Source organism: Pseudomonas sp. NPDC087185, from assembly GCF_044744955.1.
Classification (GTDB): domain Bacteria; phylum Pseudomonadota; class Gammaproteobacteria; order Pseudomonadales; family Pseudomonadaceae; genus Aquipseudomonas.
Genome location: NZ_JBIUZK010000001.1, coordinates 518,493 through 541,961, shown reverse-complemented (window position 1 = coordinate 541,961; position 23,469 = coordinate 518,493). Strand labels below are relative to the sequence as shown.

Genomic DNA, 23,469 nt, shown 5'->3' with positions numbered 1-23,469 from the left:
CATGTGGGCATTAGTACAAGACGAGGTTGTGCTGGAAACAACCGAGATTGATCCAGACGGACGGTTTCACCCTGATCTGAAATGGCGACCCTGTTCGCCACAGGTCTTACCTGGCTGGCGATATGTGAATGGAAGTTTCGTAGAGCAAGTTGTCTCAATTGAAGACCGTGAAGCCTTGGAGCGCGGTTGGCGTGACGCAGAAATTACCCTTTACCAATGGCTACGTGATCGCCATCGGGACGAGCAGGTTCTGGGGCGCCCGACAACGGTCAGCGATGAGCAGTACCTTGAGTTGCTGGGCTACCTGCAGCAACTGCGTGAGTGGCCTAAAGACGAATACTTTCCCGATTCAGATTACCGGCCAAAGCCCCCGAGCTGGATCGATCTATATACCTGATGACGCCTCGCACTCCGGGGCGTTTTTAATTTCTGGCTACACCCCTCAGGCCCTGCACCGCAGGGCCTTTTCACATCTGGAGTTTCTATGAGCGGATTTTTCCACGGCGTCACCGTCACCAACATCGACACCGGCGCCCGCAGCATCGCGCTGCCGTCGTCTTCGATCATCGGCCTGGTCGACACCTTCACCGAAGGCGCTGGCGTCACGGCCAAGGCCAACGACCTGGTGTTGATCACCAGTGAGCGCGAAGCCGTCGCCGCCTTCGGCGAGAACGCGGCCATCACCCAGGCCTGCCGGGCCATCTATACCCGCGCCAAGGCGGTGATCGTCGCCTGTGGTGTGGCCAAGCTCGAAGATGCCGCCGAGCAGACCTCGGCGATCATCGGCACGGTGCAGGCCGACGGTAAACGCACCGGCCTGCAGGCGCTGCTCGACGGCAAGAGCCGTTTCAACACCCAGCCACGCCTGCTGGCGGCGCCACGCCACAGCGCTACCCAGGCCGTCGGCACCGCACTGGTGGCCCTGGCTGACAAGCTGCGCGGCATTGCCATCATCGACGGCCCCGCTACCACCGACGAGGCGGCCATCGACTATGCCAAGAACTTCGGTGCCAAACGTGCCTTCCTGGTCGACCCGGGTGTGCAGTACTGGGACAACGGCGAACAAGCCACCGTCGACGCGCCGGGCTCGGCCTGGGTCGCTGGCCTGTTCGCCTGGACCGACAGTGAGTATGGCTTCTGGGCCTCGCCGTCGAACAAGGCGTTCGTCGGCATCACCGGCACCACCCGCCCGGTGGAGTTCCTCGACGGCGACGACAGCTGCCGCGCCAACCTGCTGAACAACGCCAACATCGCCACCATCATCCGCGACGACGGCTTCCGCCTGTGGGGCAACCGTACCTTGTCGAGCGACCCGAAATGGGCCTTCGTGACCCGCGTGCGGACGATGGACATCGTCATGGACGCGATCCTCTACGGGCATAAGTGGGCGGTTGACCGCTCGATCACCGCGACCTACGTCAAGGACGTCACCGAAGGCCTGCAGGCCTTCATGCGCGACCTGAAGAACCAGGGCGCGATCATCAACTTCGAGGTCTTCGCCGACCCCGAGCTGAACACCGCCAGCCAACTGGAGCAGGGCAAGGTGTACTGGAACATCCGCTTCACCGACGTGCCGCCTGCCGAAAACCCCAATTTCCGCGTTGAAGTCACTAACCAGTGGCTGACCGAAGTCCTCGATTCCGCCGCTTAAGGAGCGCATTTACATGGCAATGATTCCCGAAACCCTGGCCAACCTGAACCTGTTCGTCGATGGCGTCAGCTTCCAGGGCGATGTCCCCAGCCTGACCCTGCCCAAACTCACCCTGAAGATGGAGGAGCACCGCCCCGGCGGCATGGACATGCCGGTCGAGATGGACCTGGGCATGGAGAAGCAGGAAGCCGCCTTCACCACCACCGGCGTGCGCCGTGAGGCCCTGAAGTTCTTCGGCCTGGCCGATGGCAGCGGCTTCAATGGCACCTTCCGTGGCGCCTTCAAGGGCCTCAAGGGCAAGATCACCCCGGTGGTGGTCACCCTGCGTGGCACGCTTAAGGAAATCGACATGGGCGACTGGAAATCCGGCGACAAGGCCGAGATCAAGCACAGCGTCGGCCTGACCTACTACAAGCTCGAAGTCGATGGGCGCCTGGTCTACGAGATCGACGCGCTGGGCATGAAACGTGTGGTCGACGGTGTCGACCAGTTGGCCGCCCAGCGCGCTGCGCTTGGCCTGTAAGGAGGCGACCATGGCTCATGCGAAAAAGCATCCGCAATGGCTGACCCTGAGCGCCGAGCGCGTCACTGTCCGCCTGTCCCGCGCCAGTGAGGCCAATGGCGTGCAAGTCGACAGCCTGTCGCTGCGCGCGCCGACCGTGCGGGATATCCGCAATGCCCAGGCTGGCGGCGGTGTCGATGACGAGCAGCGCGAGTTGAACCTGTTCGCGTCACTGGCCGAGGTCGGCATCAAGGACCTCGAAGGCCTAGCGCTGAAGGACTATAGCCGCCTGCAAAGCGGCTATTTTCGCCTGGTGCAGGACGACGAACTTTGACCCGGCCCGGCAGAAGGCCGCAGCAAAGCGGCTGGCCAAGGAGCTGAACTTTTCCGCGAGCGAAATCATGACCATGGCGTACCACGACATGGTCTGGTGGCTCACGGAGTGAAAGGGAGAACAGGATGGCGAACAGACCAGCGGTAACGCAGGCGTCGCAACAGCCACGCTCGGGCCCTGAGCATGATCGGGTCAACCTCGCGCAAGTGTTCAGTCATCAGAACCGAATCCTAGGGCGCGTCGTGCAGGCGTTGCGGCAAGGAGCGCCTCAGCTTACGCACGCCGAATCGGCTTCCTTGCCCATTGCAGAGCCTGTCGATGGCACGGGCGATGATGCCTTGGTACACAACGGGACGGCCCTGATGAATGCTGGTGTCGGGCCGCTCTCATCAAGGGCCGCTTCCAGGGCGCGGCCTACCCCTGTCGAGCATGATGATTACCCACTGGGCGCTGATGCTGCGCCTTCGACCGAGCCGGGCCACAGTGACCGGCAACGCCGCTCGCAAGCGCTTGGCGCCGCAAGGGCGGCAGGTCGAGACGGCAGGCTGGATGCGCTGTTGAAAGTGGGTACCACGGCAGCGACCGCTTCGACGGCGCAGGACTGGGGGGAAGGGCTGGGAGGTACGGTAGGGGGCCTTGCCGGAGGTGCGCTCGGTGCGGCCTTGAGTAAGTACATAGGCAAGCATGTCGACCACGGGAAAGTGGTGGGCAGCTTCTTCGGTGACAAGATGGGGGCTGCGTTAGGTAAGCGCGTGGCGCCTGAGCCCGAACCGGGCGTAGCGAGTGAGGTTGGCGCCCTAGCAACTGCCGCTCCCCAGGTGGCCACTGAAGCCTCACCGGGCTCGCCCGGGCAAGCCCTGCTGGCAGGGGTGAGCATTGGCTCGGTTGCGCGTATTCATGACATCGGTAAACGGCCTTCCGTGCCAGGTTGGAACACGCTGAAGGGAGGGTTCGGCAAAGACAGCCCGGCGGCCAATGAACCATATCCCCTCGGAGCAGATGCAGGCCCTTCGCCTACAGACATCGGCAAGCGCCCTGCACCTTGGAAGACAGTCGGGGAGGTGATCAAGGAGGAGGGGAAAAATGCTTTGCTGGAAGCGCTGTTGAAAGCGGGATACACCTCTCGGACCGCTACGACAGCAGAGGAGGCGTGGAAGGGTTATGGCGGAGCTGCTGGTGGCCTGATCGGCTCAGTGGCAGGGGGGGCGGTCGTCAAAAGATTCTTGCCTTTCATCAACCCTTCGATCGGCATGACAGTCGGCGGGACGTTGGGTGACCAACTCGGTACCGGATTGGGAGGGTGGGGCGCTCGGCAACTGGCCGGGGATAATCGTCCGCCTGAGGCTCGCACGCCCTTGCCTGCCGTTTCTCTCCTCGACCCAGCCAAGCAGCTCGTCACGCGCGTTCCGGCCCAGCCATTCTTTGACCTTCAGCTAGGGACGCAAACCGGCAAGCGCCTGTTGTCAGCGCCAGAACTGGCGCGAAAGCAGCAGAAGGCGCGACGCCCGTTGGCTCAGGTGTCACTGCTGGATCCGCTGAAGCAGTCGCTCACCCCGCTGCCCAAGGCGGTATTTCTCGATGAGCAGGTCGGCACTCGGCTCGCCGGGCAACTGCTGGCTCACGCTGGCGCGATTCAGGCCAGGCCAGTCAGGCAGCCGCCACTGGCGCCCGTGTCGCTGCTTCGGCCCACCTCGCGCGAGGCGTTGGATGAGGCAGCAGACGATCGGCCATTGCCCATGCGTGTGCCTCCGGCAGCCATAGCATTGCCAGATCCGGCCAGTCCGCTCACCCCCTCGGCCACAGCGCCTCAGCCGATCAACCCGCACTACACCTTCAATACCCACATGCCGGTAACGCTTTACGGCAGCCCTGATGATCCTGCCGTCATGCAGCGGTTGGAGGCGATGGTGCGACGCACGCTTGAAGAGCTGATCAGCCGTCAGACGGCTACCCAGCTTTCCGATCCCATTTACGCCTGAGGATCTTTCATGACCTATCTGGAACAGCTCCAAGGCGCCTTGCACGCCTTGGTCAAGGCCGGCGAGGAGGGGCGTCGGCGTGCCGACGCCATGCTCGACCCCATGCGCCAGGCGGTCGGCCATGCCAAGGAAGCGGCCGCCGAACTCGAAGCCTTGCCATGGATTGGCCCGCAGATCGGCAAGCGCCTGCAACGCACGATGCGCGCGATCGATTCGGCGAAGCAGCGCGTCGACAGCGTCATTGCCAAGTATGACCAGACCGTCGACGTGGTGCGCAAGGTGCGCGATCACGCCGATGCCTTCGCCGAGCACCTGGGCAAGGCGGGCGCGGCCATACGCCGGGTGATCGGCGATGCGCGTGCGGTCGCCCGTGGTGTGCTGTCGACCTTGGGCTTTGCGCCCGAGGCAACGCCAGCAGCACAGGCGATCAAACCGTTCCCGCACCTGCTGGTGCTGCAGCCGCTGAAGGCGAACGCGCCACCGTACTACTTCAACCTCGACACCGCCGCCTTCGACCAGTTGCGCCGGCAAACCCGTTTTCGCTGGGCCGGCCAGGAGCGTTTGAGCCGCGACGGCGCGCAACAAGCGGTGAGCCTGGGCGAAGAAACCATCAGTATTCGCGGAGCGATCTTCCCCGGCTTCAAGGGCGGCCTCGGCCAGTTGCAGGCGCTGCGCGGCATCGGCCGCCAACTGCTGCCCTTGTCGCTGACCACCGGTTACGGCGAAGTCCTGGGTACGTGGTGCCTGACCAGCATCGAGGAAGAACAGGGCGCCTTGCTGGCCGGCGGCATTCCACGCAAACAAGGTTTCTCACTGGAGTTCGTCAGCTATGGCCAAGACCTGCAAAACGTCTGAGGGCGACCTGCTCGATACCCTCTGTCACCACTATTACGGGCACCTCGACGGCAGCGTCGAAGCCGTGCTGCACGCCAACCAGGGGTTGGCCGATGAGCACCAGCCGTTTCGCAGCGGGGTGACGATCCGCTTGCCTGACGTAGCAACAGCCGCGGCCAGCACCGTACAGCTTTGGGACTGATGCCATGCAACCGCAATTTCGCATCCAGGCCGATGGCCAGGACATCACGGCATTGATCAACGACCGTCTGCTGTTGCTGCGCACCACCGACAAACCCGGCATGGAGTCCGACGACTTCGAGTTGCGCATCGATGCCCGTGACGGCGCCGTGGCGCTGCCGTCCCGTGGCGCGGTGATCGAGGTGTACCTGGGTTACGCCGGGCAGCCACTGACCCTGCTTGGCCGTTATACCGTGGACGAAGTGGAGCTGTCCGGCCCGCCCGATACCCTGGTGATACGCGGCAAGGCCAGCGACTTGCGTGGCAGCGGCCGGACCATCCGCAGCGGTAGCTGGGAGGCCGTGCCCCTGCAGCGCATCGTCGTCGAGATCGGTGCCCGCAATGGCTGGCAGGCGATCTGCCCGGTGACCCGGCAGGTACCGCGGGTCGATCAGTACAACGAATCGGACTTCAGTTTCATCACCCGCCTGGCCCGCCAGTACGACTGCACCGCCAAGCTCGCCAACGACCAGTTGCTGGTACTGCCGCGCCAGGCAGGGCGCAGCGCCAGCGGCAAGCCGCTCGATGTGGTCAATATTGCCCGCAGCGACGTCAGCCAGTGGCACTTTCGCCTGGATGACAAAGCCACGCGCAAGGCGGTGCGCACGCGCCATCAGGACAGTGCCAGTGGCGAGCTGAAAACGGTCGAGCTCAGCAATGAGGATGCCGCCGAGGAGGGTCGGCCGGTGCATACCGATCGCCATCTGTACCCCAACCGCGCAGCCGCCGAGCAGGCGGCCAAGGCCCGCCTGGCCAGCTTCAACCGCGATACCGCTAACGTGCGCCTCGACCTGCCCGGGCGCACCGACCTGTTCGCCGAACGCAGCATCGACCTGCAGGGCTTTGCCCTCGGCCTTGATGGCCAGTACCAGATCGACGCGGTGGAGCACGTGTTGACCGGCTCGGGTTGGCGCACCACGGTGCAAGGCAATGGCGGCAAGGCGGGCAAGGTGAAGGCCAAAGGCGTGGCGCCGCGGCGCCAGGCGGCGGCCAAGGCTTGAAGGGGCATTCCCTGCACACAAGGAAGGAGGTCTGACATGCTTACCGAACCACAATTGCTACAAATCTTGCCCAACGCCCGCCCTGTCGCGGGCGTTTTTCTTTCGGCGCTGAATGTCACGCTGCCACGCTGGGAGATCGACAACCCCAGGCGCGTGGCGGCTTTCCTGGCCCAGGTCGGGCATGAGTCGGGGCAGTTCCGCTACGTGAAGGAGCTGGGCAGCGAACGTTACCTGGCGCGCTACGACACCGGCAGCCTGGCCCTGCGCCTGGGCAACACCCCGCAAGCCGATGGTGACGGCCAGCTGTATTGCGGGCGGGGCCTGATCCAGGTCACCGGGCGCAACAACTACCAGGCCTGCAGCCGTGCGCTGTTCGGCGACGAGCGTCTGCTGGCGCAGCCACAACTGCTCGAACAGCCGCGCTGGGCCTGTGAATCGGCGGCGTGGTTCTGGCATTCGCGCGGGCTCAATGCCCTCGCCGACCGAGGCGAGTTCAACCGCATCACGCGCCATATCAATGGTGGCCTGAACGGGTTGGAGGACCGCCTGAAGCTCTGGGCGCGGGCACGTGAGGTGCTGTGTTGAGCCGATGGCAACTGGGGCTGGGTGCGTTCGCCTTGCTGGTGGCCGTGGCGCTGGCCTGGCACGTCCAGGGCTGGCGCTACGGGCGGCAGCTGGCACAACAGGCGCAAGCGCAGGCCGAAGCTATGGCGGCGCAGCAGCTCGCCGAGCGCGCGCAGCGCCAGGCCGCGGAGCAACGTCTGGCGGCCAGTGAACACCGTCATTTCAAGGAACTTGCCGATGCGCAACAGTCTCAAGCTCGCCTGCGTGATCGTCTCGCTACTGCCGATTTGCGCCTGTCGGTCCTGGTCGAGCGTGACACCACCTGTGCCGCAGTGCCTGCCGCCACCGGCGCCGGCGGCGTGGATCATGCAACCCTACGCGCCCGACTTGAGCCGGCGCATGCTCGACGAATTATCGCCATCACCGATGAGGGGGACCGGGGGTTGATTGCCTTGCGAGCGTGCCAGGATTATGTGCGGGGGGTGCGGCATTGAGTTTTTGCATGAGACAGAACTATGTCTGTCCCGCTCGTCCAGCTCAAATGCTAGGGTGTCGCTCAGCCCTCTTCCAGGAACCGACCATGGACCCGATCACCGTTCTCTCCGCCCGCCTTGGCGAACACCTGCGCCGCTTCAAAGCGCAGGTTACGACTGCCGAATCCTGCACCGGCGGCGGCATCGCCGAAGCCATTACCCGCATCCCTGGCAGTTCGGCATGGTTCGAGGCCGGTTACGTGACCTATTCCAACGCCCAGAAGACTCGCCAGCTTGGCGTCGCTGACGCGCTCTTCACGCAGGTGGGCGCGGTCAGCCAGGAGGTGGTCGAGGCCATGGCCCGCGGCGCCCAGGCAGCCAGCGGCGCGCGCTTCGCCGTGGCGGTCAGTGGTGTGGCCGGGCCCGACGGTGGTTCGCCGGCCAAACCGGTGGGCACTGTGTGGCTGGCCTGGGCCGATGGCGATCACGTGTTCAGTGAGCGGCGCCACTTTGAGGGCGACCGCGAAACCGTGCGCCGACAGACGGTGATCGCCGCGTTAGACGGCTTGTTACAGCTTGGTGCCGAGTAATTCGACGACAGGGGTTTGCTCAAACGCTTCCCTGTGGAATAATACTGGCTACTTATACAGGTATTCCGGCCATCAGGGCCAAGTCGAACACGTGAGGGTTTCAATGGACGACAACAAGAAACGCGCCTTGGCTGCGGCCCTGGGTCAGATCGAACGCCAATTCGGCAAGGGCGCAGTCATGCGCATGGGCGATCACGAGCGCACCGGCATCCCGGCCATTTCCACCGGCTCCCTGGGCCTGGACATCGCCCTGGGCATTGGCGGCCTGCCAAAAGGCCGTATCGTCGAAATTTACGGCCCGGAATCGTCGGGTAAAACCACGCTGACCCTGTCGGTCATCGCCGAAGCCCAGAAGAACGGCGCCACCTGCGCTTTCGTCGACGCCGAGCACGCCCTTGACCCGGAATACGCCGGCAAGCTGGGCGTCAACGTCGACGACCTGCTGGTTTCGCAGCCGGACACCGGCGAGCAGGCCCTGGAAATCACCGACATGCTGGTGCGTTCCAACGCGGTTGACGTGATCATCGTCGACTCCGTGGCTGCCCTGGTACCCAAGGCCGAAATCGAAGGCGAAATGGGTGACATGCACGTCGGCCTGCAGGCCCGTCTGATGTCCCAGGCGCTGCGCAAGATTACCGGTAACATCAAGAACGCCAACTGCCTGGTCATCTTCATTAACCAGATCCGTATGAAGATCGGCGTGATGTTCGGCAGCCCGGAAACCACCACCGGTGGTAACGCCCTGAAGTTCTACGCCTCGGTGCGCCTGGACATCCGCCGTACCGGCGCAGTCAAGGAAGGCGACGAAGTGGTCGGCAGCGAAACCCGCGTCAAAATCGTCAAGAACAAGGTCTCGCCGCCATTCCGTCAGGCCGAGTTCCAGATCCTCTATGGCAAGGGCATCTACCGCAACGGCGAAATCATCGACCTGGGTGTGTCTCAAGGCCTGGTCGAGAAGTCCGGTGCCTGGTACGCCTACCAGGGCAACAAGATCGGCCAGGGCAAGGCAAACGCTGCCAAGTACCTGCAGGAAAACCCAGCGATCGGTGCCGAGATCGAGAAGCAGATTCGCGAGAAGCTGCTCAAGGCGGGTGCTGTTGCCGAAGCAGGCAAGGCTGCTGCTGCCGACGCCAATGCCGACGACGTGGCTGACGCCGACGCCGGTTATTGATAGCGGCTTAGCCGACCATGTCCGCCGTACTCGACACCCCCGTCGCCGTTCGACGGACAGCCATGGACCTGCTTGCGCGCCGCGAGCATGGTCGCGTCGAGCTGACGCGCAAATTGCGTCAGCGCGGTGCTACGGATGAACTGATCGAGCCTGCGCTCGATCGGCTCGCCGAAGAGGGCCTGCTCAGCGAAGCCCGTTATCTGGAAAGCTTCATCAGGTACCGTTCCAACGCTGGCTATGGCCCCGCGCGCATTCGCGAGGAGCTAGGCCAGCGTGGTCTCAACCGTGGCGATGTCGATCAGGCACTGCGTGACAGCGGGGTGGACTGGGCGGAGCGGCTGCAGGAAGCCTGGCAGCGCAAGTATGCCGGGCAGCTCCCGCATGACCCCCGAAGCCGTGCTCAACAGACCCGATTTCTTGCTTACCGTGGTTTCCCCATGGACATGATCGGCCGCCTGCTCAGCGGCCGGGATTTGTACGATTAAGTTTGCCTAGCTGACCTTCAGTGCCTCCCGCGCACGCTGAGTCGTATGCATCGGTTGCGGCTTTGCCCAGTTTTCCGGCAGGTTGATAAAGTCCACCAGCTCACGCAGGCGCCCCTGATCACGACCATTGAAGGCAAAGGTCAGGCGGGTCAGGTGGTTGTAATTGCCTGTCTCGTGCTCCACGCCGCTGTCTGCATGCTGGTGATACTTGCCACTCAGGCGCAAATCGGCAAACGCTTCCTCAATCTCATACAGGGCCGCATCGCTCAGCCGATGGTGCATGCGAATCACGAACTGGTTCTTCAACCAGCGGCTGGAGTGGTAGTTGCTGTAGAACTGGTTGATCTCCTCCACGGCCTCGTCTGCGCTGTGTACCAGGCGCACCAGCTTGAGGTCGGTGGGCAGTATGTAGCGGTTCTCTTCCAACTGTCGGCTGATGAAATCCAGGCAGTCGCGCCAGAAGCTGCCGCCCGGTGAGTCCAGCAGCACCACCGGTACCAACGGGCTTTTGCCCGTCTGGATCAGCGTCAGCACTTCCAGCGCCTCGTCCAGCGTGCCGAAGCCACCTGGGCAGAGCACCAGGCCGTCCGCCTCCTTGACGAAGAACAGCTTGCGGATGAAAAAGAAGTGGAAGGGCAGAAGTTTGTCGGTGCCGTCCACCGTAGGGTTGGCATGCTGCTCGAAGGGCAGGGTGATGTTGAAACCCAGGCTGTGGTCGCTGCCAGCGCCTTCGTGCGCGGCCGCCATGATGCCGCCGCCGGCGCCGGTAATGACCATCAGGTCGGAGCGGGCCAGTGTGGCGCCCAGCTCACGCGCCAGCGCATACATCGGGTGTTCCAGTGGTGTGCGTGCCGAACCGAATACGGTGACCTTGCGCCGCCCCTTGTAGCGTTGCAGGGTACGGAAGGATTGGTCCAGTTCACGGAGGGCCTGCAAGGTGATCTTGGCGCTCCAGCGGTCACTGTCGTCGTGGGCCATGCGCAGGATGGTCAGCATCATGTCGCGGTACAGCGGCAGGTTGGGGCTGTCCGGCGCTACCAGCTGCAGTTGTTGGTCGATCTTGCTCAGGTCGATACCGCTGTCCCTGAAGTGATTGAACAAAGACTCATTGGATTGGTAAGGCATTCAACGTCTCCTTCTGCAGCAAAACCTCTGACCGAACCGATGGCCTGGTTCGGCCGCGACACTACGTGCGTCGCTGGCTGCTCTGGCTCGAGTGTGCATCCCGAGCATTGCAGTAGGCCTTCAAGGCCATGGTGCAGTTGCGTAAGTTCATCTTGTTGTTTTTTCGGCCTTCGCTATCAATCTAGACCCTTGTGCCCATTCGTGCCGACGGCATCGGGGTGGCCACTCGTCGGCGTACGGCCGTTGCGGGCGAAGGTTTGGTTAACTGGAGAAGCGAGTGTGTCGATGCAGGAGGTGGCGGTATGCATCGCTTGGTCATCGAAGTAGACCGGCAGCTGTATCAGCAGCTGGAAAATGCGGCGCAGGTTCACCATGTGAGCCTGGAGGCGGAGTGTCGGCGGCGGTTGGCGGCGCTGGAATGCCAGTCGCCCTACCTGAAGGCGCTGCTGGCGGAGATGCGCGCCGACGAAGAGCCGCGACGCGCAGAGGATGAGCGGGTCAGCTGATCACTTTTTCTTGTTGCCGGCGGTGCAGCTGGCAGCATCGAAGGCCTGGTCCATGACCGGCTGGTTGGTCTTGTAGACGGTGAAGCGATAGACCATCACGGCACCTTTGGACATCAGGTTACGGAAGCCGCTGTTACGGCATACGCTGTCACCCAATTGGCTGCGAACCTGCTCCGGGTTGCCCTGCATGCGCGCAGCATGCTCGGCACGCACGCTCAGGTGATTGACCAGCGCCTTGCCTTCAACGGTATAACCCTGGTCGAGGATGTCTTCGTTGATGGCGCGTGGGGTGCCGACGCTGCTTTCCTTGGCGACCTTCTGCAGTGTCTTGTTCAGCTCGAACTCCTGCTTGGAGGCCGCCTGGGCTGCCAGTGGCAGGGTGAGCAACAGGCTCAGGGTCGGGACGATAAGACGCAGCATGAATCTCTCCTGGTTCGATGACTGGCGCTTTGACATGCGCTGACGGCGGGCGTTCCATCTTGCCCGCATCATCACGTGCAACTTCGCGGCCGCCAAAGTGCAGATTATAAGGGACCAGGCCGTCCGCCTGCACGGCAAATGACGCCCGCTCTGGTAGACTGGCGGTTTGTTTTCGCCGAGTTATCGCAGTGTCCAGTCACAACCTGTCCCGAGGCTTGCCAGCATGAGCCACGCGGTAGCGCGCTTGCGCGCCGAACGCCTGGCCCGCAGCAACAAGCCGTTCATTGCCCGTGGCTCACGCGCCGAGCGCTGTCCTGACTGCCGGGTCATCGCCACCCATTGCCTGTGTGCCTGGAAGCCCAGGGTGCAGGCAGATTCCGGCGTTTGCCTGTTGATGCATGACACCGAGCCACTCAAGCCGACCAACACCGGCTGGCTGATTGCCGACTTGATCGAGGACACCTCGGCCTTTGGCTGGTTGCGCACGTCGGTGGACGAAGGTTTGCTGGCGTTGCTCGCCGACCCCCAGTGGCAGCCCTACATCGTTTTCCCCGGCGAATTCGTCGCGCAGGAGCGGGTGGTCAGCGAGGTCGTCCGCGAGCCGGGCAAGCGGCCGTTGTTCATCCTGCTGGATGCAACCTGGACCGAAGCCCGCAAAATGTTCCGCAAGAGCCCGTATCTTGAGCGCTTCCCGGTGTTGAGCCTGCAGGCCGAGCAGATGTCGCGCTATCGGCTGCGCCGTTCAAAGCGCGACGACCACTTCTGCACGGCGGAAGTCGCCGCCATGTGCCTCGACCTGGCCGGCGACAGCCAGGCCTCCCAGGCGCTGGATGCGTACCTGGATGTGTTCAGCCTGCATTACCTCAGTGGCAAGCGTCGCCTGCCGCTGGACGAACAGGACGATACCCACCAGCGTTTGCATACCTTCCTATAGTCCAAGGGGCACAAGCCCCGCTTTGGTTCATAATGACGGAGCTGGCAGCCAGGGCAGGGCGAGACGGCAGGGCGATTGGCTGTATGCCCCGACCGTACTCGGCAACCCCCTCGGCGCCGATTCCCCGCCAGGCGCGTTCACTCCCCCGCAAGCGCCTGGCACAGAACAGGATCCTTAGATCGATGGCCACTTACGAAATCCTGATTGCCGATGACCACCCGCTGTTTCGTGGCGCGTTGCGCCAAGCCGTTACCCTCTGCCTGGGCGCGGATGTCCGCCTGGTTGAAGTGGCGAGCATCGCCGAACTGGAAACCCGGCTGAGCGAAAAAGCCGACTGGGACCTGGTCCTGCTGGACCTGAACATGCCGGGCGCCTATGGCTTCTCCGGCCTGGTCCTGTTGCGTGGCCAGTACCCGCAGATCCCGGTAGTGATGGTCTCGGCCCAGGAAGAGGCGGCCGTCGTGGTCAAGTCCCGCGAGTTTGGCGCCAGTGGCTTCATTCCCAAGTCCAGCGGGCTGGAAGTGATTCAGGATGCAGTGCGCAAGGTGCTCGATGGCGAAGTCTGGTGGCCCCCACAGGCGTTTGAGAAGGTCGATGTCTCGGCCGAAGCCAAAGCCGCCAGCGAAGGCCTGGCCAGCCTTACGCCCCAGCAGTTCCGCGTGCTGACCATGGTCTGCGAAGGCCTGCTGAACAAACAGATCGCCTACGAGCTGAGTGTGTCGGAAGCGACCATCAAGGCCCACGTGACGGCAATCTTCCGCAAGCTGGGCGTGCGCACGCGTACCCAGGCAGCCCTGCTGCTGCAACAACTTGAATCGGTTGCGAGCACCTAACTGCCTGCGCCTTCACGCTTTTTTGACCCGTTTTGGACTAGTCTGCTGGCCTTTCATCGGTGAAGTGACACACATGTCGCCATTCAAAGGCCAGACCGGCCTCAAACGTATCTTCAACGCCGCCGGCTATTCGCTGGACGGCCTGCGCGCAGCCTTCAAGGGCGAAGCTGCTTTCCGGCAACTGGTGCTGCTCAACGTGCTGCTGATTCCGATTGCCTTCTGGCTGCCGGTCAGCCGCGCAGAGCGCGCCATCATGATCGCCGTGTGCCTGCTGGGCCTGATCGTCGAGCTGTTCAACTCGGCGGTGGAGGCGGCCATCGACCGTATTTCGCTCGAACGCCACCCGCTGTCAAAAAATGCCAAAGACATGGGCAGTGCTGCGCAGCTGGTGGCATTGACCATGGTGGCGCTGGTCTGGGGCGTGATTCTGCTTTAAGCGATCGGCGGCAGCACAATCTCATCACTGCGGGTGAAGCCCGCGGTGAAGTTGCGGCATAGCTCGAGAAACTCGCGCATGGCCGAGGTCTGGTATTTCTGCTTGTGCCAGATGAAGTAGAACTGGCGCATCAGGTCGAGCTCCGGCGTCTCGACCGGTACTAGGCTCCCACGGCGGAAGGCATCGCGCAGGGCAAGGCGCGAGATACAGCCTATGCCCAGGCCGGACTCCACGGCGCGTTTGATCGCTTCGGTGTGTTCCAGCTCCAGGCGAATGTTCAGGTTGGCGCGATGATGCCGCATGGCCTGGTCGAAGGTCAGGCGCGTGCCGGAGCCTTGCTCGCGAAGGATCCAGGCTTCCTGCGACAAGCTTTCAATGTTTGCACGGCCCAGCTTGGCCAGCGGGTGCTGTGGCGCGCAGAACACCACCAGTTCGTCCTCGACCCAGGGCTGTACCTCCAGGTCCGGGTGGTTGCAATCGCCTTCGATTAGACCCAGATCAATTTCGTACTGCGCCACCTGATGCACGATATGGGCAGTGTTCTGCACGTGCAGCTTTACCTGGCTCTCCGGGTGCACCTGCATGAAACTGCCGATCAGCAAGGTGGCCAGGTAGTTGCCGATAGTCAGCGTGGCGCCGACGGCCAGTGAGCCAAACCCCGACTTGCCGTTGAGCAGGTCTTCGATTTCCTTGGCCTGGTCGAGCAGCGCGACCGCTTGCGGCAACAGTTGATGGCCCAAGGCGTTGAGGGCCAGGCGCTTGCCCGCACGGTCGAACAGCTGGCAGCTCGATTGGCGCTCCAGTTCGGTGATGGACGTGCTCGCGGCCGACTGCGACAGGGCCAGCAGGCTGGCGGCCCGAGAGACGCTCTGATGCTGGGCCACGGCGACGAAGACCTGTAGCTGACGGAGTGTGAATCGCATATCTATATAACCGATAACACATATCTTGATAATTCAGTTAACAGATATTGTCGCTGCCCCTAAACTATTGCGCAACTGTGCGCTTTGCGCGCTGCGTTTTCTTCAGGAGCCCCATCGATGAGCAACATGAACCACGAACGTGTCCTCAGTGTGCATCACTGGAACGACACCCTGTTCAGCTTCAAGTGCACCCGCGACCCGGGCCTGCGCTTCGAGAACGGTCAGTTCGTGATGATCGGCCTGCAGCAGGAAAGCGGCCGTCCGCTCATGCGCGCCTATTCCATCGCCTCGCCGAACTGGGAAGAGCACCTGGAGTTCTTCAGCATCAAGGTGCCGGACGGCCCGCTGACTTCCCAGTTGCAGCACCTGAAGGAAGGCGACGAGATCATCATCAGCAAGAAGCCTACCGGCACGCTGGTGCTCGATGACCTGAACCCGGGCAAGCACCTGTACCTGCTGAGCACCGGCACTGGCCTGGCGCCGTTCATGAGCGTCATCCAGGACCCGGAAACCTACGAGCGCTTCGAAAAAGTGATCCTGGTGCACGGCGTGCGTTACGTGAACGAAGTGGCCTACCGCGAGTTCATCACCGAGCACCTGCCGCAGAACGAGTTCTTCGGCGAGGCGGTACGTGACAAGCTGATCTACTACCCGACCGTGACCCGCGAGCCGTTCGAGAACCAGGGCCGCCTGACTGACCTGATGCGCAGCGGCAAGCTGTTCAGCGACATCGGCCTGCCACCGATCAACCCGCAGGACGACCGTGCGATGATCTGCGGCAGCCCGAGCATGCTCGACGAGACCAGCGAAGTGCTCGACAGCTTCGGCCTGAAAGTCTCCGCCCGTATGCGTGAGCCAGGTGACTACCTGATCGAGCGCGCTTTCGTCGAGAAGTAAGGCGAACAGCGGTAACGAAAAAACGCAGACCGAGGTCTGCGTTTTTTTATGCCTGCAGCCTTTGCGCTGTCAGTCGGCTACAACCTCAAGCACCCGGATCACATCCGGCTGCGGGTAGTGCCACCTGACCTGTACATCCCAGAACTTCACCCCATACACCCGCTCCGGCGGCGGCACCTGGTAGGCCGGCCGCGGGTCCTGCGCCAGGCACTGCTCGATCAGTTCCACCAGTGGCTCGCCCAGGCGCAACGCATGCTCGTGGGCCTGGGGCAGGGCGCTTTGCGCCCATTGCACGGCAATGGCCTCAGGCGCATCGCTGGCCATCAGGTTACTGGCCCCGGCGATACTGTCGGCGTAAGGCACGTAGGGCTTGATATCCAGCACCGGCGTGCCATCAAGCAGGTCGATCCCGGACAGCAGCAGCCGCCCCGGCTCCACGCCTTCCAGGCGTACCACCGACTGGCCGATGCCGTTTGGCCGATGGGTCGCGCGCGTGGCGAACACGCCCATGCTCTTGTTGCCGCCCAAGCGCGGCGGGCGCACCTTCAGGCGGGGTTTGTCTTCCAGTGCCTGGTGGAACAGGAACAGCAGCCACACGTGGCTGACCTGCTCCAGGCCTGCCACGGCCTCGCCCTGGTCATACGGTGGCAATAGCTCCAACACCCCGCGTGCTGCCGGCGCCAGCTGTGGCTGGCGCGGGATGGCGAACTTCTCCTTGAAGCAGGAGCGCACGATGCCGACAGGCGAAACCGTATGCTGCATCGCCACTCAGCCGCGCACGCGCAGGGTCAGGCCCTTGAGGAAGTTGCGCAGCAACTGGTCGCCACAAGGCCGGTAGTTGTCGTGGCCCACCTTGCGGAACAGGGCACTGAGTTCAGGCTTGGACACCGGAAAGTTGACCGATTTGAGGATCGCATGCAGGTCGTCTTCCTTGAGCTCGAAGGCCACACGCAGCTTCTTCAGCACGGTGTTGTTGGTCACCGGCAATTCGACGGGCTGGGGCGCACGGCTGTCATCCTTGCCGCGACGGTAGGTAACCAGGCCGTCGAGAAAATGCGCCATGACCCGCTCGGGGCAACGCACGAAGCCCGGCTCGTCTTCTTTTTTCAGGTAGGTGGCGAGCACCACCGGGTTAACCTCCAGGCCCGACAGCGCGATGATCTCGGCCATCTTGGCGTCGTTCACCTTGAGCATGTAGCGCAGGCTGCGCAGGACATCATTGTGGTTCATTGCTGCAAAATCCTGTTCAGAAGCCACGCCGCAGCGTGGCGCATAGCTTAGAAACGTTCGGTGCCCGCCAGGTAGCGCCACTGGCCCAGGGGCAGCTTGCCCATGGACACACCGCCCAGGCGAATGCGACGCATGCTGAGCACTTCCAGGCGCAGGTAGGCGCATATCTCGGAAATCTGCCCCGGTTGCGGGTTTTTCAGGGCCAGGCGCAGGTGGGTCTCGTTCTGCCAGCTGGCCTTGGCCTTGGGCAGTTCCCGGTCATTACGGGTCGCCCCGCGCGCCAGGCGTTCCAGCGCCTGGGGCGTGGTCTCGCCGCGCACTTCGATGATGTATTCCTGTTCCAGTTTGCGCAGGTCGGCTTCGATCTTGCGGGTCACCTTCCAGTCCTGAGTGAACACCTGAAGGCCGCTGGCACCGCGCTCAAGCGGCGCGGAGCAGGTCAGCCGGGCGAAATGCCCGTGCAGAGGGCGCACGCCTTCGCGATGTGCATCGCTGAGGTTGGCCATGTTCATGCTGTCGCGGGCCGTGTCGATATCGACGCCGGCCGGCTGGTTGAGCAGCAGGGTCACCGGCTCCAGTGCCTCGGCGCTGGCGCCCGGCAGCAGTTCTACAGCCTGGTTCTCGACTTTGAACTGAGGCTGCTCGACCACAACGCCATCGACCGTCACCCAGCCCCCTTCGATATAGAGTTCGGCCTCGCGGCGGGAGCAGCCGAGCTGCTCGATGAGGCGTTTGGACAGGCGGACGGGTTCGGACATGGCGGGCAATTCGCAAGGCAGGGAAAGACCTCATTGTACCTGCCTGGAGCGGGTTGATGATGGGAATAAATGTCAGATACGCCCTTTTGACGTTGTTACAGACAGCCCCGGGACGTGTGAATGCACGAAAAGGGGAAACTCCATAGACCGTGACGACGGGCCTGCCAGCTACAGGCAGCACGCGTCTGAACGCTCGCTTTACAAGAAGACGGGCCGCGTACCGACGTCGAGGACATCACTCGCTACGGCTATGACGCCAAGGGTAATCTTACCCGGCTGACCAACGCGCTGGGGCAAGCGATCCAGTTCGCCGACTACGATGAGCGGGGCAAACCGCGCAGCATCACCGACGCCAATGGCGTGGTCAGCGAGCTGGTTTATGCCGGCGTGGAGTACCAACTGGTATCCATATCCACTGCAGGTAGTACGGCGGTTTTCGAGTACAACAGCGACGGCAAGCTGAGCAAGGTGGTACGCGGTGACGGTAGCTCGGTCGAGTATGACTACGACAGCATGGGCAATCGCACCGCCTTGCGCATCGAGGATGCCGATGAAGTCATCGTTCGTCAGCAGCAGTGGGACGTTCGACGAACTCGATCGCCAGATCACCCGAAAAGATGCCCTGAATGGCATCACCCAGACGCGTTATGACGCGTTTGATCGCCTGACCGAAGTGCAGGATCCGCGCGGTGTCACCACCCGCTACCAGTACGATGGCTTGGGCAATCTGGCCAAGCGCATCAGCCCGGACAGCGGCACCACCACGTTCGAATACGATGCCGCCGGTAACATCGTCAAGCGCACCGACGCCCGCGGGGTGGTGGTGGAGTACCGCTACGACGCCCTCGATCGCCTGATCGAGCGCCGCTATCCTGCCACGCCGTCACTGAACGAGCGTCGCGCTTACGACAGTCAGGACAACGGCAACTACGGCATCAGCCGGCTGACCTCCATCGAGGACAGCTCGGGCAGCCTGGTTTACCGCTACGACGCGCGTGGCAACCTGATCGAGCAGGTGCGCAGCCTGAGCCTCAACGGCCACACATTGTCCGAGCGCGTGGCCTACCGATACGACGCTGCCGACAACCTGATGGGCATCGATTATCCCGGCACGGTCAAAGTAGGTTACCTGCGCAACGCCGCGAGCCAGGTCGAACGCGTGACCCTGGCGCTCGACGGTGGCACCAGCAGCGACCTGGCCAGCCAGATCAGCTACATGCCGTTCGGCCCGCTCAAGCAACTGACCTGGGGTAACGGCCCCTGTCGCCATTGGATTGAGCGGAGATCGATCTCAAACGGAAAAATTTGCAGATCAGCTTTTGGCATTGTAAGGCGGGTCATTTAACACCCGAGCCACCTATTGTTCACCTGGCGATTAACCTATTGAGGCGGTGATCGAGTGCACGATTGGCGTCCTCTGTCGCTGCTTGTTGATTGGCCGACCTACACGGGGAGTATTGAAGTCAAAGGGCCTGAGGGGAGGGTAGAGTGACAGGAATCAGGACCCTACTCGAAATGGTCATTCCGAGTAGACTCTGATAGTGTCCGATGGCCCCGTATTCGTTGCATATGCAGCAGTGGATAAGGCTGCCCCAGGCCATCGGTCTCTGACCGTCCAACTACTTCGAACCCCTCATGCAGATAGAATCCCAAGGCCTGGGGGTTCTGTTCGTTGACGTCCAGCCGCTCGGCATTGAGTTCGTTCACCGCATAGTGCAGCAAGCGCTTGCCAACCCCTCGGCCACGCCAGGCCGCTGCGACGAACAGCATGTGCACACTGCCATTGGCCACGCCGGCGAAACCGCAGATGCGTCCGCGGTCCTTGCAGCAGACCAGCATCACCGCGTCCAGGTACTGGGCCAGAACATGCTCGCGCAACAGCAGGATATAGGCGTCCGGCAGAAAGTCGTGGGTCGCGCGCACCGAGTCTTCCCAGACTTGCATCAGTTCCGGGTAGTCGCTCAAGCGTGGGGTCTGTAGTGTCAGTGCCGCCTGCATTGCGAAATTCCTCCAGGGTCATGGAGAAACCATAGATGCAAAAAAAAGCCCCGCCAGTGGGCGGGGCTTGTTCATGTCAACTTGGCCTCAGACAGGCTCGGCCCACATGTCGTACTCGTCGGCATCGACCACTCGGCAACGGACCTTGTCGCCCGGCTTGAAGCCGTGGTCGCCATCGATGAACACGCTGCCGTCGATTTCCGGGGCATCGAAGAAGCTGCGGCCCACCGAGCCCTGCTCTTCGACTTCGTCGATCAGCACTTCGATTTCCTTGCCGATGCGCAGTTGCAGGCGCGCGCTGCTGATGGCCTGCTGGTGGGCCATGAAGCGGTCCCAGCGCGCCTGCTTGACGTCATCCGGCACTTCTTCGAGGCCCAGGTCGTTGGCCGGGGCGCCTTCGACCGGCGAGTACTGGAAGCAGCCGACGCGGTCGAGCTGGGCTTCGGTCAGCCAGTCCAGCAGGTACTGGAAGTCTTCTTCGGTTTCGCCCGGGAAGCCGACGATGAAGGTCGAACGGATCACCAGTTCCGGGCACTGCTCGCGCCAGTTCTTGATGCGCGCCAGGGTGCGGTCTTCGAAGGCCGGGCGCTTCATCGACTTGAGCACTTTCGGGCTGGCGTGCTGGAACGGGATGTCCAGGTACGGCAGGATCTTGCCGGCGGCCATCAGCGGGATCACGTCGTCGACGTTCGGGTACGGGTAGACGTAGTGCAGGCGCACCCAGGCGCCCAGGCTGCTCAGCGCTTCGCACAGCTCGAGCATGCGGGTCTTGACCGGGCGGCCGTTCCAGAAGTCGGTCTTGTACTTGACGTCGACACCGTAGGCGCTGGTGTCCTGGGAGATCACCAGGATCTCCTTGACGCCGGCCTTGACCAGGCGCTCGGCCTCGCTCAGCACTTCACCGACCGGGCGGCTGACCAGCTTGCCGCGCATCGACGGGATGATGCAGAAGCTGCAGCTGTGGTTGCAGCCTTCGGAAATCTTCAGGTAGGCGTAGTGGCGCGGGGTCAGCTTGACGCCCTGTGGCGGCACCAGGTCGATCAGCGGGTTGTGGTCCTGGCGTGGCGGTACCACTTCATGCACGGCGTTGACCACCTGCTCGTACTGCTGCGGGCCGGTGACCGACAGCACGCTCGGGTGCACGTCGCGGATGCTGCCTTCTTCGACACCCATGCAACCGGTGACGATGACCTTGCCGTTTTCCTTGATCGCTTCGCCGATCACTTCCAGCGATTCGGCCTTGGCGCTGTCGATGAAGCCGCAGGTGTTGACCACCACCACGTCGGCGTCCTCGTAGGTGGGCACGACTTCATAACCTTCCATGCGCAGCTGGGTCAGAATGCGCTCGGAATCGACCAGGGCTTTTGGGCAACCCAGGCTTACGAATCCTACCTTGGGGGTGGCGGGAGTGGTGGACATGACTAACCTCGGTATTGAATGCAGGTCGCCCGGCCGGAAACGGCGGCGAACTTGACGGGCGCTTTTTGGCGCCTCTGATCAAAAAGTGCGCAATTCTAGCGAGCGCAAGGTCGCTTGACCAGCACAAATGCGACGAACGCTGCGCTATGCTTCGCGCCGTTGCGCCCGGGTAGCTGCGATGCCCCGGCGCGGGGGTAAATTCTACCGGCCTCGATGGCCGTTTGCAGGAGTGGTCGATGGTTCAGGCAAGCAGTCACGCCGAGGGCGGGCAGGGGGCGGGAAGGTCGCTGAGCCTGCTGGTGGCAGCTGTTGGGGTGGTCTATGGCGATATCGGTACCAGCCCGCTGTATACCCTCAAGGAAGTCTTCAGCGGCGGTTACGGGGTGCCGGTCAACCATGATGGCGTGCTGGGGATCCTCTCGCTGATCCTCTGGTCGCTGTTGTGGGTGGTGTCTTTCAAGTACGTGATGTTCATCCTGCGCGCCGACAACCAGGGCGAGGGCGGCACCATGGCACTCACCGCGCTGGCGCGGCGGGCCACGGCGGCCTACCCACGGTTGCGCACGCTGATGGTCGTCTGCGGGCTGATCGGCGCTTCGCTGTTCTATGGCGACAGCATGATCACCCCGGCGGTGTCGGTGTTGTCGGCCGTAGAGGGCATGGGGCTGGCGTTCGATGGCATCGACCACTGGGTGGTGCCGATTTCGCTGGTGGTGCTGGTGGCGCTGTTCCTGGTGCAAAAACATGGCACCGAGAAGATCGGCAAGCTGTTCGGCCCGATCATGGTCACCTGGTTCGTGGTGCTGGGCGCGCTGGGCGTGCATGGCATCTCGCAGAGCCCGGAAGTGCTCAAGGCCTTCAACCCGGGCTGGGCGGTGAACTTCTTCATCGTCCACCCAGGCATGGGGGTGGCCATTCTTGGCGCGGTGGTGCTGGCCTTGACCGGTGCCGAAGCGCTGTACGCCGACATGGGCCATTTCGGCCGCAAGCCGATCGCCCGCGCCTGGTTCGCCCTGGTGCTGCCGGCGCTGGTGCTCAACTATTTCGGCCAGGGCGCGATCCTGCTGCAAAACCCCGATGCCGCGCGCAACCCGTTCTACCTGCTGGCGCCGGGCTGGGCGTTGCTGCCGCTGGTGGGGCTGGCGACCATGGCCACGGTGATTGCCTCGCAGGCGGTGATTTCCGGGGCCTTCTCCCTGACCCGCCAGGCCATCCAGCTGGGTTACATTCCGCGCATGCAGATCCAGCACACCTCCAGCGATGAGCAGGGGCAGATCTACATCGCGGCGGTGAACTGGGCGCTGATGGTCGGCGTGGTGCTGCTGGTGATCGGCTTCGAATCGTCCGGTGCGCTGGCCGCGGCCTATGGCGTGGCGGTCACCGGCACCATGCTGATGACCACCGTTCTGGTGTCGGCGGTGATGTTGCTGCTGTGGAAGTGGCCGCCGGTGCTGGCGGTGCCGATCCTGCTGGGCTTCCTTTTCGTCGACGGGCTGTTCTTTGCCGCCAACGTGCCGAAAATCGTGCAAGGCGGGGCCTTCCCCGTGCTGGCAGGCGGTGTGCTGTTCCTGCTGATGAGCACCTGGAAGCGCGGCAAGCAGATCCTCGTCGAGCGCATAGATGAAGGCGGGCTGCCGTTGCCGGTGTTCATCAGCAGCATTCGCGTACAGCCGCCGCACCGGGTCGAAGGCACTGCGGTGTTCCTCACTGCGCGGCCGGATGCAGTGCCCCATGCGTTGCTGCACAACATGCTGCATAACCAGGTGCTGCACAGCCAGGTGGTGCTGCTGACGGTAGTCAGTGAAGACCGGCCACGGGTGCCGGAGCAGGAGCGCTTCGAGGTGGAGGCCTATGGTGACGGCTTCTTCCGCGTGTTGCTGCACTTTGGCTTCATGGATGAGCCGGACGTGCCGGCGGCGCTGAAGTTGTGCCACCTGGACGCACTGGATTTCAGCCCGATGCGTACAACCTACTTCCTGAGCCGTGAAACGGTGATCGCGTCACGGCTGGAGGGCATGTCGCGCTGGCGGGGCAACCTGTTTGCCTTCTTGCTGAAGAATGCCAACGGTAACTTGCGTTTCTTCAACCTGCCGCTCAACCGGGTGATCGAGCTGGGGACGCAGGTCGAGATCTGAAAGCAAAGGGGCCGCATAGCGGCCCCTGGTT

General features: G+C 63.0%; 27 protein-coding genes and 1 pseudogene. 20 read left to right on the top strand and 8 right to left on the bottom strand.

Annotation, left to right across the window (positions count from 1 at the left end; all coding sequences use genetic code 11):
• Window position 1 precedes the first annotated feature (1 nt).
• From ACIPIJ_RS02680 to recX, 13 genes are all read left to right on the top strand, one after another.
• Window positions 2–397, top strand: coding sequence for a hypothetical protein (locus tag ACIPIJ_RS02680; protein ID WP_401072434.1), 396 nt, complete (start codon window positions 2–4; stop codon window positions 395–397).
• A gap of 87 nt (window positions 398–484) precedes the next feature.
• On the top strand, window positions 485–1,651 hold the full coding sequence (locus tag ACIPIJ_RS02675) for a phage tail sheath subtilisin-like domain-containing protein (protein ID WP_401072432.1): 1,167 nt from the start codon (window positions 485–487) through the stop codon (window positions 1,649–1,651).
• A 13-nt stretch (window positions 1,652–1,664) separates the two neighbouring features.
• Window positions 1,665–2,174, top strand: a complete 510-nt coding sequence (locus ACIPIJ_RS02670; protein ID WP_401072430.1) for a phage major tail tube protein — start codon at window positions 1,665–1,667, stop codon at window positions 2,172–2,174.
• A gap of 10 nt (window positions 2,175–2,184) precedes the next feature.
• Window positions 2,185–2,487, top strand: coding sequence for a phage tail assembly protein (locus tag ACIPIJ_RS02665; protein ID WP_401072428.1), 303 nt, complete (start codon window positions 2,185–2,187; stop codon window positions 2,485–2,487).
• Between the two features lie 662 nt (window positions 2,488–3,149).
• Window positions 3,150–4,466 (top strand): hypothetical protein, encoded by a 1,317-nt coding sequence (locus ACIPIJ_RS02660; RefSeq protein ID WP_401072426.1) that lies wholly within the window; start codon window positions 3,150–3,152, stop codon window positions 4,464–4,466.
• A 9-nt stretch (window positions 4,467–4,475) separates the two neighbouring features.
• Window positions 4,476–5,321, top strand: a complete 846-nt coding sequence (locus ACIPIJ_RS02655) for a phage tail protein (RefSeq protein WP_401072424.1) — start codon at window positions 4,476–4,478, stop codon at window positions 5,319–5,321.
• Window positions 5,296–5,502: a tail protein X gene (locus ACIPIJ_RS02650; protein ID WP_401072422.1), complete on the top strand. Its 207-nt coding sequence runs from the start codon at window positions 5,296–5,298 to the stop codon at window positions 5,500–5,502. The genes ACIPIJ_RS02655 and ACIPIJ_RS02650 overlap by 26 nt, the downstream gene beginning before the upstream one ends.
• Before the next feature lie 4 nt (window positions 5,503–5,506).
• A complete protein-coding gene (locus ACIPIJ_RS02645) occupies window positions 5,507–6,541 on the top strand; it encodes a phage late control D family protein (protein WP_401072420.1) in 1,035 nt (344 codons plus the stop codon).
• A 36-nt stretch (window positions 6,542–6,577) separates the two neighbouring features.
• Complete coding sequence (locus ACIPIJ_RS02640; protein ID WP_401072418.1) at window positions 6,578–7,126, top strand: glycoside hydrolase family 19 protein; 549 nt, start codon at window positions 6,578–6,580, stop codon at window positions 7,124–7,126.
• Window positions 7,120–7,599 (top strand): lysis system i-spanin subunit Rz, encoded by a 480-nt coding sequence (locus ACIPIJ_RS02635; RefSeq protein WP_401072416.1) that lies wholly within the window; start codon window positions 7,120–7,122, stop codon window positions 7,597–7,599. The genes ACIPIJ_RS02640 and ACIPIJ_RS02635 overlap by 7 nt, the downstream gene beginning before the upstream one ends.
• Window positions 7,600–7,685: 86 nt before the next feature.
• Window positions 7,686–8,168 carry a CinA family protein gene (locus tag ACIPIJ_RS02630; protein ID WP_401072414.1) on the top strand — a complete coding sequence of 161 codons (483 nt, stop codon included), beginning with the start codon at window positions 7,686–7,688 and terminating at the stop codon, window positions 8,166–8,168.
• A gap of 103 nt (window positions 8,169–8,271) precedes the next feature.
• Entirely contained in the window at window positions 8,272–9,339 is a 1,068-nt protein-coding gene (gene recA / locus ACIPIJ_RS02625; protein WP_401072412.1) for a recombinase RecA, read from the top strand.
• Window positions 9,340–9,356: 17 nt separating this feature from the next.
• Window positions 9,357–9,824: a recombination regulator RecX gene (gene recX / locus ACIPIJ_RS02620; RefSeq protein ID WP_401072410.1), complete on the top strand. Its 468-nt coding sequence runs from the start codon at window positions 9,357–9,359 to the stop codon at window positions 9,822–9,824.
• Window positions 9,825–9,830: 6 nt separating this feature from the next.
• Here the strand turns inward: recX and ACIPIJ_RS02615 are convergent, their stop codons facing one another.
• A complete protein-coding gene (locus tag ACIPIJ_RS02615; protein ID WP_401072408.1) occupies window positions 9,831–10,949 on the bottom strand; it encodes an LOG family protein in 1,119 nt (372 codons plus the stop codon).
• Between the two features lie 302 nt (window positions 10,950–11,251).
• On the opposite strand from ACIPIJ_RS02615, the gene ACIPIJ_RS02610 reads away from it, so the two are divergent.
• Window positions 11,252–11,455 carry a hypothetical protein gene (locus ACIPIJ_RS02610; RefSeq protein ID WP_401072406.1) on the top strand — a complete coding sequence of 68 codons (204 nt, stop codon included), beginning with the start codon at window positions 11,252–11,254 and terminating at the stop codon, window positions 11,453–11,455.
• Here ACIPIJ_RS02610 and ACIPIJ_RS02605 read toward each other — a convergent pair whose 3' ends face one another.
• A complete protein-coding gene (locus ACIPIJ_RS02605) occupies window positions 11,456–11,875 on the bottom strand; it encodes a quorum-sensing-regulated virulence factor family protein (protein ID WP_401072404.1) in 420 nt (139 codons plus the stop codon).
• 223 nt (window positions 11,876–12,098) lie between these two features.
• On the opposite strand from ACIPIJ_RS02605, the gene ACIPIJ_RS02600 reads away from it, so the two are divergent.
• From ACIPIJ_RS02600 to ACIPIJ_RS02590, 3 genes are all read left to right on the top strand, one after another.
• Window positions 12,099–12,809: a tRNA-uridine aminocarboxypropyltransferase gene (locus tag ACIPIJ_RS02600; protein WP_401072402.1), complete on the top strand. Its 711-nt coding sequence runs from the start codon at window positions 12,099–12,101 to the stop codon at window positions 12,807–12,809.
• A 182-nt stretch (window positions 12,810–12,991) separates the two neighbouring features.
• A complete protein-coding gene (erdR, locus tag ACIPIJ_RS02595) occupies window positions 12,992–13,642 on the top strand; it encodes a response regulator transcription factor ErdR (RefSeq protein WP_401072400.1) in 651 nt (216 codons plus the stop codon).
• Between the two features lie 73 nt (window positions 13,643–13,715).
• On the top strand, window positions 13,716–14,078 hold the full coding sequence (locus ACIPIJ_RS02590) for a diacylglycerol kinase (protein WP_008094698.1): 363 nt from the start codon (window positions 13,716–13,718) through the stop codon (window positions 14,076–14,078).
• On the opposite strand, the gene finR is transcribed toward ACIPIJ_RS02590, so the two are convergent.
• Window positions 14,075–15,001, bottom strand: a complete 927-nt coding sequence (finR, locus tag ACIPIJ_RS02585; protein WP_401072398.1) for a LysR family transcriptional regulator FinR — start codon at window positions 14,999–15,001, stop codon at window positions 14,075–14,077. The genes ACIPIJ_RS02590 and finR overlap by 4 nt on opposite strands.
• Before the next feature lie 117 nt (window positions 15,002–15,118).
• On the opposite strand from finR, the gene fpr reads away from it, so the two are divergent.
• Window positions 15,119–15,898, top strand: a complete 780-nt coding sequence (gene fpr, locus ACIPIJ_RS02580; RefSeq protein WP_167069020.1) for a ferredoxin-NADP reductase — start codon at window positions 15,119–15,121, stop codon at window positions 15,896–15,898.
• A gap of 69 nt (window positions 15,899–15,967) precedes the next feature.
• Here fpr and tsaA read toward each other — a convergent pair whose 3' ends face one another.
• From tsaA to ACIPIJ_RS02565, 3 genes are read right to left on the bottom strand one after another with little or no spacing between them, the layout of a single operon-like run.
• On the bottom strand, window positions 15,968–16,660 hold the full coding sequence (gene tsaA, locus ACIPIJ_RS02575; RefSeq protein ID WP_401072396.1) for a tRNA (N6-threonylcarbamoyladenosine(37)-N6)-methyltransferase TrmO: 693 nt from the start codon (window positions 16,658–16,660) through the stop codon (window positions 15,968–15,970).
• A 6-nt stretch (window positions 16,661–16,666) separates the two neighbouring features.
• On the bottom strand, window positions 16,667–17,128 hold the full coding sequence (locus ACIPIJ_RS02570) for a DUF1456 family protein (protein ID WP_401072394.1): 462 nt from the start codon (window positions 17,126–17,128) through the stop codon (window positions 16,667–16,669).
• 47 nt (window positions 17,129–17,175) lie between these two features.
• Window positions 17,176–17,886: an rRNA pseudouridine synthase gene (locus tag ACIPIJ_RS02565; RefSeq protein ID WP_401072392.1), complete on the bottom strand. Its 711-nt coding sequence runs from the start codon at window positions 17,884–17,886 to the stop codon at window positions 17,176–17,178.
• A gap of 234 nt (window positions 17,887–18,120) precedes the next feature.
• Here ACIPIJ_RS02565 and ACIPIJ_RS02560 point away from each other — a divergent pair.
• A pseudogene (locus ACIPIJ_RS02560) lies at window positions 18,121–19,144 on the top strand (RHS repeat protein); the annotation flags it as partial.
• 248 nt (window positions 19,145–19,392) lie between these two features.
• Here ACIPIJ_RS02560 and ACIPIJ_RS02555 read toward each other — a convergent pair.
• Together ACIPIJ_RS02555 and rimO are read right to left on the bottom strand one after the other, a co-directional pair.
• The gene (locus ACIPIJ_RS02555) at window positions 19,393–19,884 is read right to left on the bottom strand and encodes a GNAT family N-acetyltransferase (protein WP_401072390.1); all 492 of its coding nucleotides are present in this window, start codon (window positions 19,882–19,884) and stop codon (window positions 19,393–19,395) included.
• Window positions 19,885–19,971: 87 nt separating this feature from the next.
• Complete coding sequence (gene rimO / locus ACIPIJ_RS02550; protein ID WP_387528544.1) at window positions 19,972–21,303, bottom strand: 30S ribosomal protein S12 methylthiotransferase RimO; 1,332 nt, start codon at window positions 21,301–21,303, stop codon at window positions 19,972–19,974.
• Between the two features lie 236 nt (window positions 21,304–21,539).
• Between rimO and ACIPIJ_RS02545 the strand changes: the two genes are divergently transcribed.
• Complete coding sequence (locus ACIPIJ_RS02545; RefSeq protein WP_401072388.1) at window positions 21,540–23,438, top strand: potassium transporter Kup; 1,899 nt, start codon at window positions 21,540–21,542, stop codon at window positions 23,436–23,438.
• Window positions 23,439–23,469 lie beyond the last annotated feature (31 nt).